The sequence below is a fragment of the Dysosmobacter sp. Phy genome, from assembly GCF_054476235.1.
In genome coordinates this window covers 2,810,842-2,825,601 of record NZ_CM136997.1, presented here as the reverse complement: position 1 = coordinate 2,825,601, position 14,760 = coordinate 2,810,842, and the positions used below count along the sequence as shown (strand labels likewise).

Below are 14,760 nucleotides of genomic sequence, written 5' to 3'. Positions count from 1 at the left end.
GATGACAAATCAGGAATTTCGCCTTAAGATGCGGGATCTCCTGCCCGGCTGCTCCGAGCCGGCCATGGAGTCCTGGACGAAATATGCCCGTCATTTGGACACTGAAGACATGATTTTCGAGGCGGATTTTTACGATGAGATCTATGTCAATTTGTCACTGATCAAGCAGTACCAGGGCGAACAGATCGCACGGGAGCTGTTTGACTATGGCGAGAAATTCACGTTCAATTCATTCGAATTGCGCGGCGCAGCCGCGAAGCTGACCGAAGGCTGGTCCCTGGAGGAGATCAGCGAACATGCCGTGGAATTCGGCTGCGACGCGACAGAGGAGGAGTTTCAGGAGTCCAGAGCTGCGCTCAAGGCATTCCGGGACCGCGAACATGGTTTCCCGGAAATGAGAATGAAATAAACAACAGGGGCCGCACGATCCTGCGGCCCCTGTGTCGTATGGATGGTGCGCCCCATCTGAGAGTGAGGTGACACCGGAAGTTGTTCATTTGGGATTTTGTGGCCGCCACCGTCATGGATAACATGATGGATTGGTTTTACGGTCAGATCGTCGGCTTCCTCGGAAATTTTTTCTCCCAGATGGGAAATATGGGAGTGGAGCTATTCGATTTGGCCTGGGTCCAGGCCATTGTCCTGTTTTTCTCCCGTCTGGCCTGGGCCTTGTTCGGTGTGAGCGTCGTTGTCTCGTGCTTTCAGTTCGGTATCATGTATGTCAGCGGCGGGCGGGGGAATCTCCAGCAGACTGCGCTGAGTATCATCAAAGGCTTTCTGGCGGTATCCCTTTTTACGGTTGCCCCAGTCCGCCTTTATACGCTCTCCGTCTCGCTGCAAGGCACCTTTTCCGCCGGGATCACGGGCTACGGCACCAGCATCGGTGAGGTGGGGCAGGAGATCGTGGAAGAACTCAGTGAGATCGACACCCTCTCCGAGATGCTGGACAACACCTATTTCGGCCTGGGTGTTCTGACCAGCTCCTTCATGATCCTGTTCTGCATCGTCATGATGACATACGCAGTGGTGAAAGTATTCTTCTCCAATCTCAAGCGTGGTGGAATTCTCTTGATCCAGATTGCCGTGGGGAGCCTTTATATGTTCTCCATCCCGCGAGGCTACACGGACGGATTCGTGCAGTGGATCAAACAGGTCATCGGCCTGTGCCTGACGGCATTTCTCCAATCCACCATCCTGGTGGCGGGGCTGATGGTATTCAGGGACAATGCCTTGCTGGGCCTGGGCCTGATGCTGTCAGCCGGCGAGGTACCCCGTATCGCGGGCACATTTGGACTGGACACCACGACTCACGCCAACATCATGTCCGCGGTCTATACAGCGCAGACGGCGGTCAACGCCACCAGGATGGTCGCACAGGCGGTGGCGCACTGATGCAGAACAGAGTCATCACCATGGGGAGCCTGTTTGACGGGATCGGCGGATTCCCTCTGGCGGCAGCCAGAGCTGACATCAAGCCTGTCTGGTCCAGCGAGATCGAACCGTTCCCACTGGCAGTCACCGCGCGCCGGTTCCCCAGCATGGTCAATAAAGGCGACATTACGAAGCTGAATGGTAAACTGCTGTTTCCCGTGGATATCGTCTGCGGAGGCAGCCCCTGCCAGGATCTCTCGGTTGCCGGAGCGAGAGCCGGATTATCCGGCGCCCGCTCCGGCCTTTTCATGGAACAAATCCGCGTCATCAAGGAGATGCGCGCAGCAGATCGGGAGCGCGGCCGAACCGGAACACAGATCCGTCCACGCTTCATGCTCTGGGAGAACGTCCCCGGAGCATTCAGCAGCGGGGACCCGAAAGGTGAGGACTTTCGCATCGTGCTGGAGGAGATCATGCGCATTCATCTCAGCGAAGCTGAAATGCCCGGTTTCTTTCCCTATTCCTGGCCTGATGTGGGATCGTTGGGATTTGACTTTTCAATGGGATTAGGCTACCCCATATCTTTTGCATGGCGCTGTCTGGACGCACAATACTGGGGCGTTGCCCAGCGGAGAAAGCGCATTTTCCTGGCTGTTGACTTTGCGGGATACACCGCGCCGCTTCTCATGTTTGATGTCCTGAATGAATTCCAAGCTCGGGAAAAAAGCAAAGTGGAGGAGGTTGATTCAAAATGAGTTATTACAGCGATCCAGATGGCCAACTGACACTTTTAGAACTGAGTGGACCTGGAGACGCCCCTATTCCTCCGAGACGGAGACCAAGACCCAAACCTGAAGCTGATCTGATTGCAATCCCCTTTTTGTACTTGGACCTTTCGCCGGACCATGTCAATCTGTTCGGAAAGCACTATTGGGAAATCTGCTCCCCCTATCGGGAGGGAAAGCCGCCCCTCAACACCGGGCCTGCTCCCAGGAAGCCGATCCGAACGTTTGCTACGAAAATAAGTAGCGAGGGTGTGAACCTTGACAAACAGGCTTTCAACGCCTCATGAAAAACCATCGCAGCACAAAAAGCGGCAGGCCAAAACCTGTCGCCGGCCGAAGTATGGAGCAGTGGGACTCAGCCTGGTGCCACCACAAAGTACCCCAGCTTTTGCAGTTCGTTCACCATACGGCTGGCCCGTTTGCGCTCACTTTGTTTTCTGCGGATCTCAAAACAGTCTTCGTTGTATGGAGAACCTGTCTTCAACATCGTGTAAATCAGCGCCAGCAGTTTGCGAGCCAAAGCAATCGTTGCACGTTTAGCGCCCTTCCGCTGTTTTATCCTCCAGTACCAACCGGAGAGGTACAAGCTTCGTTTTCCGGAGATGACCCATCCCACCTCGCAGAGCATACTCTTCAGATACGGATTACCTTTGTTAATGTGAGCACTCTTGCGTTTTCCGGCACTCTCGTTGTTACCGGGACTCAAACCGGCCCAGGAGCATATATGCTGTGAATCCGGAAAGGCACTCATATCGGTACCAATCTCCGCGATAATGGCCGCTGCCGCAGTTACATCAATGCCCGGTATGGAGCACAGGAGGCTCAATGCCTCTTCGTGCTTTGTGATCTCTTTCGTAATAGCGTCCTCCACAGTATGGCGGTGCTGTTCAAGCGCTTCCAAGTGCCCAAATATCATGCGAAGAAAGTCGCGCTGGTGCTCCGAAAGCGAACCGTTCAAGGCAATCAGTATTTCGTCGATACGTTTCCGGGTCTGCGTTTTCAGGCACCGGTCCAGAGCTTCCCGCGAAATATTTCCGTATTCCATGAGATGACGGATGATGTTTCGCCCGGAAGCGCCAAATGCGTCCGCCAGAAACGCTGTGAAGCGGAAACCGGAGCTTTGCAGAAATTTATCGATGCGATTCTTTTGGGCGGTAATGTCGCGAACGATGCTCTTACGATACCGGGTCAGATGCCGCAGTTCCCGGAAGGTCTTATCTGGGATAAAACTTCCCTTTAGTAATCCGGCACGGAGCAATGTGGCGATCCATTGCGCGTCCCTCATATCCGTTTTGCGCCCAGGCACATTCTTCATGTGGCGGGCATTCACGACCAGAATGCTGATCTGCCCATCAAAACATGGCTCCAGCATTTCGTAAATAGGCTGCCAGTAGATCCCGGTACTCTCCATAGCGACATAGCGGCACTCTGCTTCCAACACCCAATCCCGCAGTTTCCGCATTTCCGGGATAAGTGTGCTGAAGGAGCGAATCTCGATTTCCGGATCGGTGCCCAGCTCACCTTTGGCAAGACAGGCAACAATAACGTCACGATGAATATCCAGTCCCATGGCGCAGGTCAATATGTCTTGCATCAAATCCCTCCCTGAATTATGCAGGCTGGGAATTGCCCGGGTGGGTTATCCGAACTTTGCTACTCGTGCTCTTCACTTACGTGACGCAACATACTGCTGTTCTCTTGGGCAACTCGTCCACGTTGAACAAACGGGGTGAAAATCCACCAAGGTGCAACCGGACTACGCCTGCTGTTTTCAGTTTAGCAAATCCTTCGGTTAACGCACAGACTATATTTTCATTCTCAGCTGTGATGGCATTTCATGAGGCGTTGAAAATTTCATATCCGATAACGAACTAACGTCAGCTTATGGGCTCCCTGACGAGGGGGGGCAGCGATGCGGCGGGTGCGCGAGGACCACCTGTAGAATTTGCAGAAAGTTTCTTTTTCTCTGTGAATCTATAAAAGACAACGGCCTTGAAAGGTGCAGAGCGGGTCCACCCAGCCAAAAACAGCCTTGGCAAGCTGTTTTGCAATGATCCCATAAGCCTATAATGGTACTCTGTGTCCAGTCATTTTGATGGGCATCTCGGAGCGATCCTCGGAGGGGTTAGATTCCCGGAGGGCGGCGCCAGCCGCCGGTTCGTATATCGCCCACAGCTCGGGGAGTAGTGTCGAATAGAGCTGAAGATACCTAGCATGACACATTCAGGCAATGCTTGTTTCAGTGAGTAGAATAATACTCAAAAATTCTATTGACATTGGCTGAGTGATTTCCAAGGGGGCGAGGTGCATGGATGCCTTGCCCCCTTGGAATAGGCATACATTGAAATAACGTATTGAAAGAAAGGAGCTGGGGAGCTTGTCAATTCAATGTTTCAAATCTATCGATGAATTGCCGATTATGCTGACGATCCCGCAAGTGGCTATGGCTCTCAGTATTTCGCGCTCCGGTGCATATGAACTCGCCCATCAAAAAAGATTTCCGGCCATGCAGGTTGACAGCCGTATTGTCGTTCCTAAAGAAAGGCTCCTCTCCTGGATTGAAGAAAGAGTATCGCAGGGGATTTAAAGCAAGCAAATGAACAGAACAAATTGTATACTGGTATTTTTCAACCCTTTGCACAAAAACTATGCATATTATCAGTAAGATTATCTAAAAAATTTCTAAAACAAATCTAATTATTGATTTAGTGTTTTGTATAGTATATTATTAACCAAAATAAGTTGCAATAAACAACTTATTGCGATAGAGTGGTTACAAATTTGGAAACTAGCACATTTTGTAACAACAGAGGAGATGATTCCAATGGTTTAAGCAAAAAATCGGTCAGATTAATAATTCGGAATAATTCGGAAAATACATGACGTAAGGAGAGATAGGGTATGAAACAACGTCAAAGGATTGCGGCTTTAACCCTGGTTTCCGTTTTCCTGATTTCCATGCTATCTCCAGTTTATGCTGCAACTCTGCCAACACTGGAGACCTATTCCCCTCAGCCTGTATATCAAGATGTAAATGAACTTCAATCGACCGAATTAACATCGTTGGATCCTCAACGAGCAGCTCCTCAAGCAACATTTTCTATTGTCTATCCAAGTAATGATCAGGGGACAATTTCTCCGGGAAGAGACTTCTATGTAATAGGAACAATTTCGAACGGTAGTACGATACCGTCAAACAGCAAACTTAAAGTTACTTTACTCAAAAACAATCAAATCCAACAGGAAGTTATTGCTGAATCAAAAGATAATTATAATGGGCTTTGGATGAATTATCCGAAGCTTACAACGTACTCTTCCTCGTTTAACAATCAATGCGCGATGCCGGACTTGGTCTATATCGCTGGCGAGGCACCAGGATCGGATGGAATTCCTCCTAGCTTTAAAGACGCTTGGAGAAAGTGCTATTATACAGATAAGTTCTTTGCTGCACTTTTTATAAGCGGTACTAATAATACATTAGACTTAAATAATAAGAGACAGGATGGAACTCAAATCCCTGAATTGACTAGTGGTACCTATACGGTTCGCGTTACTTTAGTGGATTCCACAGGAACGTCTTATAACATGGTTTCTAAGACAATTTCTGTTCAGCACTCTTCTAAAATCATTCTTTCAAGATTTTCGCCGGATGAGCATAATCAGAGGGTGACACAGTATGCTAATGAAAACGGCGTGCATATTTTGCTTGACCCTTTTCCGGGCTATTGGTCGAAGTCCTTGCTGCCTGAAATTAGAAGTAATGGCGGAGACTTTTTTGGAGAAATTAAACCTCGCTGGAGGACGGCTGATGCCCAAGAATATGTCACAAGTACTTCTCATTTTTTCATGTATAATGTAACCCCAACAAGTGCGACATATAATGTTGAGATAGGAAAACTTCAAAGTTTGCAAAGAATTCAGTCAATGACTAGGCTTTACTACAAATATGGTGAGCCAAGTCTCCCTAATATGACCCCAACTTCTAGTCCTTTGGTTACAATGCCAAGTAGTGATAAAGTTGCAATTACACGAGTAGATTATCAAAATACAGCAGGAGCGACAGATGTCGATAATGTTCTAAATACTTCGACGCTTTCAAGTGCAGTTCACAACATTATGCCAGCTTCTACAGCATCTGTAAAACGAGACCGACAGTTTTCTGTTTATGGCGTATGCTCTCCCATTCAAAACTCTTCTTCAGATATTGTTTATGACTCTTCTGAGCGCACGTACACCATTAATAATGTAATTAACAAAGCGGTGTACACCTTCAAGAATTCGAGTGGACAAACGCTTGATACATTCACCAAACAGATTACTGGTCTTGCAAGGACATTCGGAAGCGGTAACGCACAAAACTCGGTACTCGAATTTAGACATGTATTTTCATTGAATCAACAAAAGTATTCTGTCGGTTCAACTTATTCCGTCAATGTTGAGTTTTTTGATAGCCACAATACTTCAATTATCACAAAAACGTTTAATATCCTTGTTCAGTAATTATATACAGTAATATTGACTGGGGGCACTTTTTGCTGATATGCTATCAAAAAGTGCCCCCAGCCATTGGAAAAATACGTGGAGGTTGTTATAATGATAAAAGAATCCCCCTCCGCCTCCATCGCGGCGGAAGATGGTCTCATCGCTAAGGCGGTGCTGATGCCCGGCGACCCCCTGCGGGCCAAATACGTGGCGGAGCACTATCTGGAAAATCCCGTGTGTTTCAACACGGTCCGGAACATGCTGGGCTACACCGGCACTTACAAGGGCAAGAAGATCTCCGTCATGGGTCACGGCATGGGCGTGCCCTCCGTGGGCATTTACAGCTATGAGCTCTACCAGTTCTTCGGCGTGGACACCATTATCCGCATCGGCTCCGCCGGTGGCATCGGGGACAACGTGAAGGTTCGGGACGTGGTGATCGCCCTGGGCGCCTCCACCAACTCCCACTTCGCCGACCAGTACCGCTTCCCGGGCCAGCTGTGCGCCACCGCGGACTACGGCCTGCTGAAGGACGCCGTGGCGGCGGCGGAGAAACTGGGCGTCCGGGCGGACGTGGGCCAGGTGTTCACCGCTGACCAGTTCTACAACGACAACGCCGAGGCCGGGGAGATGTACCGCAAGTTCGGCATCCTGGCGCTGGAGATGGAGGCGGCGGGCCTTTACTGGATCGCCCAGCGGCTGGGCAAGCGGGCGTTGGCCATCCTGACCATCTCCGACCACATCTTCACCGGCGAGTCCCTCTCCGCCCGGGAGCGGCAGGACTCCTTCCACGAGATGATGAAGATTGCCTTGGATACCGCCTGGAATGCAGTTGAAAGCTGAAAACTGATATTAGAAGAGAGAAAGCCTGCCTGAAAGGTGGATTAAACATGACAGATGATATTGTATCTAGGGTTCTTTCGAAAGGTGAAAGTTTGATTGGACAAAAAGACTTTTCAGGCGCTAAAAAAATATACGAAAGCCTTTTAGAAAAGGCTGATAATAACACAAGCCTTATCATTCACGAAGTCTTGGCCAAGATTGGTTATGCATCTAAGCAATATGACTTGGCGCTTCAGCATCTAGATTGCCTAATTGACCGTTTCTCACAAAACTCAGATTATTATAATGGAAAGGCAGTTGTTTTAGATTTACAAGGAAAGGAAGAAGCAGAATACTTTTATCAGAAGGCATTGAGTATTTCTAATACAACGACAGATGGCTTTTTTAACATAGGAATTTTTGCCAACAAAGACAAGACTGAAGATGTTGTTTGCTTCATAAAAAAAGCCGTTGAATGTTGTAATCGGAATAACATTAGCAAGGAACTATGGTTTAGTTTTGCGCTTTCCCTGATTACTCGGAGGCATTACTTCGAAGCTATCAAATATTTAACTGTAGCAGAAGAATTAGGGTTTCAAAGAGCGGAACTTTATTTTTGTTTTGGCCTTGTGGAAATACAAGAAAATAGATTTGAAGATGCAATTCTCCATCTTAATAAGGCAATTGAAATAAGACCCCATTATATCACTGCGCTATGTGAACGAGCATTTCTGTATGGCAATACAGGAAACTTTAAAGAAGCGATTGCTGATTACAGTTTAGCAATTAAATTGGAAGATTCAAATGTTGATGCATGGTGTAATCGTGGCCTAGTCTATGTAAAGAGTGGAAAATTTCAAGAAGCAATTGAGGATTATAACCGAGCAATCGAACTACAAAACGATTATATTTTAGCGTACCTGAATCGTGCACATGCCTATGCTTTCCTCGGTAAGTATGGAGCAGCGTCATGCGATATTGATAGGGCTTTGAGATTAGCTCCTGATAATGATGATATATATCTGAGCAAAGGAATAATTGACGCAAATTGGGGGCGAATTGACGATGCATTGGTAGACTTTCAAAACGCTTTGACGCTCAATCCGTCAAATCATCTTGCAGCAAAATATTATTGTGATTTACTATCAAAAATATAAGGATATTTTGATTAATACTTTTCTTTGCGCATACCAGATAATAAGTAAGAATGATATGGAGGGGTGCTGCTTTGGCTCGGACTGGCGACATGGAGAATCGACATAAAAAAATATTAAATATGCTTGCTTATGAGTCCGCTGCGTCAGTTGCGCAGCTTTCGGCAGCGCTAGGAGTAACAAAAGAAACTATAAGGAAAGATTTAGCCCAATTATGTGATAGCGGGAAAATTACGCGGATCCATGGCGGAGCAGCTCTTTCCGATTCTATCCCATTTCAAGTTCGGAAAACAATCGCAGAAGATGAAAAAAAATGTATTGCAATTGCTGCATGCGATATGATACGCGATAACGAGTCTATCATTATAGAAAGTAGCACCACTAACGTTCTTCTAAGTGCGGAACTTTTAAAAAATCCAGAAAAACTCCAAACCCTTACAATCATTACGAATTCGATCAGAATTGCCTTGCTACTTGAATTAGGGGAAAAGTGTGAAAAACTATATTTGCTTGGTGGGCAGACTGATGCAGAAGAGGGGAATAGTTTTGGAGTTCAAACTATCGAAGCGCTAAAGCATTTTCATGCAGATAAAGCGTTTCTTAGTGCTGCTGCGTTTGATAATCAGTTAAATGTTACAGCATATAAGGAGCATGATATGCTGTTTCAGCGGCAAGCGATGTTATGCGCTCAGGAAACATATATCTTGGTGAATAAAAAGAAAATTCCGTCTACAGCGTTGTTTCATGTTTGTAAGATTGAGGATGTGACAGGAATCATTACGGATGCGATTTTTCCCGAAGAACAGTTAGAAAAATTAAACAAATCGAAGACCATTGTTATATCAGCTTAATTCATGAAAATGATGAGTTGAATTTAGATTTACAAAAGGCAAGGAGGACAACCTCCTTGCCTTTTTGCACAATGAAATATTATAGTGGTGGTGCAACTTGTAAGAAAAAATTGGTTTTCCAAATTTAATGGTTGAAAATACTTGTTACATAATATATTATAGAACAAAATCAAAATGAAATATACAGCAAAAATTGTGCAATATACTATATTTAATAAATGAAAAATTGATTATACAAAAGAATTAAATGCTAAAACAAAAAATATTAATGGGGGAGTACAACTTGAAACATCTGCGGCCCTACTTGTTTACTGATAACAATCCCAATACTATGGATGACTACGCTACTTCCATCCTGCGGTTGAAGCGTCCGGAGGAGCCAGTAGATGTTGTCCTGGATACGGATATGTACAACGAGGTGGACGATCAGTATGCCCTGGCCTACCTTCTTCAATATGCGGACCGGCTTCGGCTGCAGGCTATACTAGCGGCGCCTTTTCATAACCATCATTCGGATGGGCCAGAGGACGGTATGGAGCGCAGCTATCAGGAGATCTTCAATGTCCTGGATCTGCTGGACCGGAAACAGTACGGCCCGCAGGTGTTCCGCGGCGCGGCGCGCTTTCTGGAAAGCGAGACGGTGCCGGTGAATTCCGAGGCAGTGCAGCAGCTCATCCGATTGTCTGAGGGATACTCGCCTAGGCGCCCCCTCTATGTGATCGCCATTGCCGCCTGCACCAACATCGCATCGGCGCTGCTGTTGTGCCCCCAGCTGAAAGACCGCATTTTCGTGGTCTGGGTCGGCGGTATGGGCTTTGACTGGCACGATAACCGCTCCTTCAATGCCGGTCAGGATCTGGCGGCGTCGAGGGTGCTGCTGAACAGCGGAGTGCCTCTGGTACTGATCCCGGGCAGAGGGGTCCTGGACCACTTTACCACCACGGAACCGGAGCTGGAATATTGGCTCCGGGGAAAAAACCGCTTCTGTGACTACATCATCGACAAGACCGCGCACGAAGCCCGGCGCTGCGGCGGGGAGCGGTGCTGGAGCCGCCCCATCTCCGACGTGGCGGCGGTTGCGTGGCTGCTGGACGGTGCGTTCATGCTTGACCGGCTCGAACACAGCCCGGTGATGAGTTATGATTATCTGTACAGTGAGGACAAACGCCGCCATTTTATTCGGTATGTATACAGCATCAATCGTGACAAACTCATGGGCGACCTATTTGAAAAACTGTCCCGATACAACTGATTGGCGGGAAAGGAGAGAGCATGAGAAAACTATCAGCAAAGGGTGACCGTCCCATGCGGCTGGGGCGGCGGATCGAGCCCTATCTGTATCTGATCCCGGCATTCGTCTTCCTGATCACCTTTACTTATTATCCGTTTATCAAAAACGTGGTCCTCAGCTTCTTCACCGTGAACAAATACCGGGAAGTCCGGGAGTTTGCCGGGCTGGCCAACTACGTGCGGGTACTGACGGACGAGAAGTTCCTCCAGGCCATCGGAAATACGCTTGTGTATGTCCTGGCCACCGTCCCCGTCAGCATCGTCATCGGCTTCTTCCTGGCACTGCTGGCCCGGAAGCGGTCCCGGCTCTCCCCCGCCTACGAGGCCATGTACGCGCTGTCCATGGCGGTCTCGGCCTCCGTCATCGCCATGGTGTTCCAGTTCGTATACAACCCCTCCATGGGCATTTTGAATAAGCTCTTCCACACCAATATCTCCTGGCTGACCGACACCCGGACGGCGCTGCTGAGCCTGATCGTCATTCAGATCTGGGCCAACATCGGCTATAACTTCATCTTCCTGCTGGCGGGCCTCCGGGGTGTCAGCGAGGAGGTCCTGGAAAGCGCCCAGATCGACGGTGCCGTAGGGCGGAAGCTGCTGATAAAGGTGATCGTCCCCATGGTCTCTCCCACCCTGTTCTTCCTGCTGGTCAAGGACATCGCATACGCCATGACCACGTGCAGCTTCACGCTGATCCTGTCCTATCCCGTGTTCCACAGCGGCGGCCCCAACGGCACCACGGAGACGATCATGTCCTATATTTACGGCAAGGGTATCGCCGGAACCAATTATAACGCCGCCTTTGCCGCCACCATGGTCGGATTTCTCCTATCCTCTGTTCTGATGGCGCTGAGTCTGCTGTTGGAAAGGAAGAAGGTGAACTACGACACATGAAACCGAAAGCGCTTGCCAAGATTCTTGGGGCCGTCCTTCGGCTTTTTGTCGGCCTCCTGCTCGTTGCGCCGATTCTCTATGCGCTTTTTATCTCCTTCATGGAACCGGCGGAGATCCTGACGAAGGAGCTTCATATCTTCCCCAATAGCTTCCGGTACATTGACAACTACCTGATCGTTTTCACGCATACAAAGGTCTTCCGCTTCATGCTGAACTCCTTCATTGTGGCCTTTGTTTCCAGTTTGGTCCGTATCGTTCTGGCCAGCCTCGCCGCTTTTTCCTTCACGTTTTTTGAATACCCAGGCAAGCGGCTTCTTTTTTATCTTGTTGTAGGCAGCATGGTGATCCCGGCTGATGTGCTGATCGTCCAGAACTACTTCACCACCGCGGAACTGGGCCTCATCAACACCTATACCGGTATGATGGTGGTGTTCTTCATCTCCGCCATGAACATCTTCATCATGCGGCAGAACTTCATGTCCTATTCCCGCACCCTGCGGGATGCGGCTCTGGTGGATGGCTGCGGCAATTTCCGGTTCTACGCCAGGATCCTCATGCCCTCCAGCATGCCGGTGGTTGCCACCGTTTTCATCTCTTCGTTTGTGGGCACCTGGAACACCTATCTGTGGCCTTTGCTGGTGACGAATGTGGACGAGATGCGGACAGCCCAGGTAGCTGTCACCATGCTGAACGTCAATGAGGGCAGCAGCTACGGTCCGGGGGCTGTCATGGCGGCGGCCATCACAATCCTGGTGCCGTCCGTTCTGATCTTCTTGATATTCCAGAAGAAAGTCGTTGGCGGCATGATGGCAGGCTCTGTCAAGGGATGAGGCTTGTAATCGAACTGACAATCGTATATCAAATATTTAAAGGAGGATTCTCATGAAAAAGCGTACTCAAAAGCTGGTAGCACTGCTTATTAGCCTGGTATTAGTGGCATGTATGACTGCCTGCAATTCCAGCAAACAGCCTTCCTCCAGCGGCGGGGACGATTCGGACGGGAAACCGGTGACCGTGGTGTTCTGGCACAGTTTCTCCGGGGCCACCGGCGAAGCGCTGGAGAAGATCATCGACGCCTACAACAACGGTCCTGGAAAGGAAAAGCAGATCTCCGTGGATCTGGTCTACCAGGGCTATGACGGAACGGACAAGGTCATTCTGGCTTATCAGACCAAGGACACCGCCAATGCGCCGGATATCAACGTGGGTCTGACCTCCACCATCCCCTCCATGATGGAGATGGACTGGACCGTGCCCGCAGAGACGTTCCTGAGCGGAGGCGACAGCGAGATCACCAAGGACACCTTCTATTCCGCACTGCAAAGAAGCTGCACCTATCAGGATGAGATAGTGGGCATCCCCTTTGCAAACTCCATTCCGCTCCTGTACTACAACACGGCCATGCTGGAGGAGGCCGGCTTCACTGAGCCGCCCCAGACCATGGACGAACTGATCGAGTACACCAAGGCCCTGACGGTCAAGGACGGCGGCACCGTGACCCGCTACGGTCTGAACATGCAGACCAAGCGCTATCAACTGGTGGAGTTCTGCGTCAGCCAAGATGAAAACGCCTTCTTCGGCGACAACGAGGGCGGCCGGTCCGCCCCCATGACCAGAATCGTCGCCGGCGAGGACGGCACCCTGAAGGCGTATCTGGAAAAGCTCCAGGCCCTGCTGGAGACCGGCGGCTACAAGTACATTGAGGACAACATCAACGAGGAATTCGCCCAGGGGCTGTCCGCCATGGTGATCATGTCCTCCTCCCGCCTGGGGACCATGGACAGCCTGATGCCCGGCCAGTACATGACGGCCTTCCTGCCTAAGGTCGGCGCCGATGACAACGGCGGCGCGGCGGTGGGCGGCAGCTGCCTGAATATCTTCGACCGCGGGGACGAGGCCCGGCTCAACGCTGCCTGGGACGTGATCGAATACCTGGTCTCCCCGGAGAATCAGGCCGCCTTCTCCATGGCCTCCGGCTATATCCCTGTGAACATCGCCTGTGAGGATCTGCCCGAAATGCAGGCCTACTACGAGGAGCACCCCCAGTACAAGGTGGCCCTGGACCAGATGAAGGCCGCCAGCCCCAACGCCCAGGAGCCTCTGGACCTGACCTACAACGAGATCAACGGCATTGTTACTGACGTTATGCTGGAGTTCTGCCAGGGAAACCTGACGGTGGATGAGACAGTGGAACAGATCGTCTCCCAGTGCAACGCCTCGCTGGACGAGTATCACGCCGCCAACGGCTAAGGCTGCGGGACGGGGCGGCAGGTATCTGCCGCCCCGGTTCCCATACTTCAATCAGAATTGAGGTGCTTCATGTCTCCCATCAAACTGGTCGTAACAGACCTGGACAACACCCTGCTTTCGCCGGACCGAACCATCTCCGACCGGGCGGTGGCTACCATGGATGCCATACGAAAAAAGGGTGTCCATTTCACTTTCATTACCGGCAGACCTCCCTACGCCGTGGAGCGCTTTGCCCAGCGAATGAAGCTTACGGATCCCATTGTCTGCTGCAACGGGGCTGTGATTGTGCAGGGGAATACAGTTCTTCTGCGCAGATCCTTTCCCCTGAGGCCGCTACGCTCTTTGATGGAACAGGGCGCGGCCCTGGGCCTCACGGTCCTGCTCTACGCCGGTGGCACAGAATATGCTCTCTCTGACACAGACTGGGTACGATCCCGGCGGGCGGCGGGAAAAGTCTTCCCCCTGTATTCATTCTCCTTCTCCGGTCCGGGCAGCGCCGAAAAAGTCAACTTGATGGCAGACGGACAGGACACGGCGTTTCTTGAACTCCTTCCACATGTCAAGGCCCTTATGGACCGCTATTCCATCTCCCTCTACAGTAGCAGTGGTTGCGAGATTGTGGCCTCTGGCGTCAATAAAGGGTCCGGGCTTCTTGAACTGTGCACTATTCTCGGTCTCTCTCCTTCGGAAACGCTGGCTGTAGGAGATGATGCCAATGACCACGAACTGTTGCGGACTGCAGGAATCGGCGCCGCAGTGGCTAATGCGGTAGATTCTGTGAAACGCTGCGCCGACTACTGCTGCATTGCGTCCTACACCGACGGAGTAGTCGAAGCAGTGGAACGGTTCTGTGGGAGGTGA

At 50.2% G+C, this 14,760-nt stretch carries 13 protein-coding genes and 1 pseudogene; 13 read left to right on the top strand and 1 reads right to left on the bottom strand.

Annotated elements, in window-relative coordinates; all coding sequences use genetic code 11:
- Position 1: 1 nt before the first annotated feature.
- From ACVDHE_RS14065 to ACVDHE_RS14055, 3 genes and pseudogenes are all read left to right on the top strand, one after another.
- Complete coding sequence (locus ACVDHE_RS14065; protein ID WP_458884906.1) at positions 2–409, top strand: hypothetical protein; 408 nt, start codon at positions 2–4, stop codon at positions 407–409.
- A gap of 113 nt (positions 410–522) precedes the next feature.
- A complete protein-coding gene (locus ACVDHE_RS14060) occupies positions 523–1,392 on the top strand; it encodes a conjugal transfer protein TrbL family protein (RefSeq protein ID WP_458884905.1) in 870 nt (289 codons plus the stop codon).
- Positions 1,392–2,066: pseudogene (locus tag ACVDHE_RS14055) on the top strand (DNA cytosine methyltransferase); the annotation flags it as partial. The gene ACVDHE_RS14060 and the pseudogene ACVDHE_RS14055, both read left to right, overlap by 1 nt.
- Positions 2,067–2,511: 445 nt before the next feature.
- Here the strand turns inward: ACVDHE_RS14055 and ACVDHE_RS14050 are convergent.
- A complete protein-coding gene (locus ACVDHE_RS14050; RefSeq protein WP_458884520.1) occupies positions 2,512–3,750 on the bottom strand; it encodes an IS110 family RNA-guided transposase in 1,239 nt (412 codons plus the stop codon).
- 783 nt (positions 3,751–4,533) lie between these two features.
- On the opposite strand from ACVDHE_RS14050, the gene ACVDHE_RS14045 reads away from it, so the two are divergent.
- From ACVDHE_RS14045 to ACVDHE_RS14000, 10 genes are all read left to right on the top strand, one after another.
- Complete coding sequence (locus ACVDHE_RS14045) at positions 4,534–4,743, top strand: helix-turn-helix domain-containing protein (RefSeq protein ID WP_458884904.1); 210 nt, start codon at positions 4,534–4,536, stop codon at positions 4,741–4,743.
- Between the two features lie 314 nt (positions 4,744–5,057).
- Positions 5,058–6,656, top strand: a complete 1,599-nt coding sequence (locus tag ACVDHE_RS14040; RefSeq protein WP_458884903.1) for a hypothetical protein — start codon at positions 5,058–5,060, stop codon at positions 6,654–6,656.
- A 93-nt stretch (positions 6,657–6,749) separates the two neighbouring features.
- On the top strand, positions 6,750–7,481 hold the full coding sequence (gene deoD, locus ACVDHE_RS14035) for a purine-nucleoside phosphorylase (protein WP_458884902.1): 732 nt from the start codon (positions 6,750–6,752) through the stop codon (positions 7,479–7,481).
- Positions 7,482–7,528: 47 nt separating this feature from the next.
- Positions 7,529–8,617, top strand: a complete 1,089-nt coding sequence (locus ACVDHE_RS14030; RefSeq protein ID WP_458884901.1) for a tetratricopeptide repeat protein — start codon at positions 7,529–7,531, stop codon at positions 8,615–8,617.
- Between the two features lie 89 nt (positions 8,618–8,706).
- The gene (locus ACVDHE_RS14025) at positions 8,707–9,465 is read left to right on the top strand and encodes a DeoR/GlpR family DNA-binding transcription regulator (protein WP_458884900.1); all 759 of its coding nucleotides are present in this window, start codon (positions 8,707–8,709) and stop codon (positions 9,463–9,465) included.
- A gap of 331 nt (positions 9,466–9,796) precedes the next feature.
- The gene (locus ACVDHE_RS14020; RefSeq protein ID WP_458884899.1) at positions 9,797–10,717 is read left to right on the top strand and encodes a nucleoside hydrolase; all 921 of its coding nucleotides are present in this window, start codon (positions 9,797–9,799) and stop codon (positions 10,715–10,717) included.
- 20 nt (positions 10,718–10,737) lie between these two features.
- Positions 10,738–11,649, top strand: a complete 912-nt coding sequence (locus ACVDHE_RS14015; RefSeq protein ID WP_458884898.1) for a carbohydrate ABC transporter permease — start codon at positions 10,738–10,740, stop codon at positions 11,647–11,649.
- A 98-nt stretch (positions 11,650–11,747) separates the two neighbouring features.
- Positions 11,748–12,479, top strand: a complete 732-nt coding sequence (locus ACVDHE_RS14010) for a carbohydrate ABC transporter permease (RefSeq protein ID WP_458884897.1) — start codon at positions 11,748–11,750, stop codon at positions 12,477–12,479.
- Between the two features lie 52 nt (positions 12,480–12,531).
- Positions 12,532–13,899, top strand: coding sequence for an extracellular solute-binding protein (locus ACVDHE_RS14005; RefSeq protein WP_458884896.1), 1,368 nt, complete (start codon positions 12,532–12,534; stop codon positions 13,897–13,899).
- A gap of 69 nt (positions 13,900–13,968) precedes the next feature.
- Positions 13,969–14,760, top strand: a complete 792-nt coding sequence (locus ACVDHE_RS14000) for an HAD family hydrolase (RefSeq protein ID WP_458884895.1) — start codon at positions 13,969–13,971, stop codon at positions 14,758–14,760.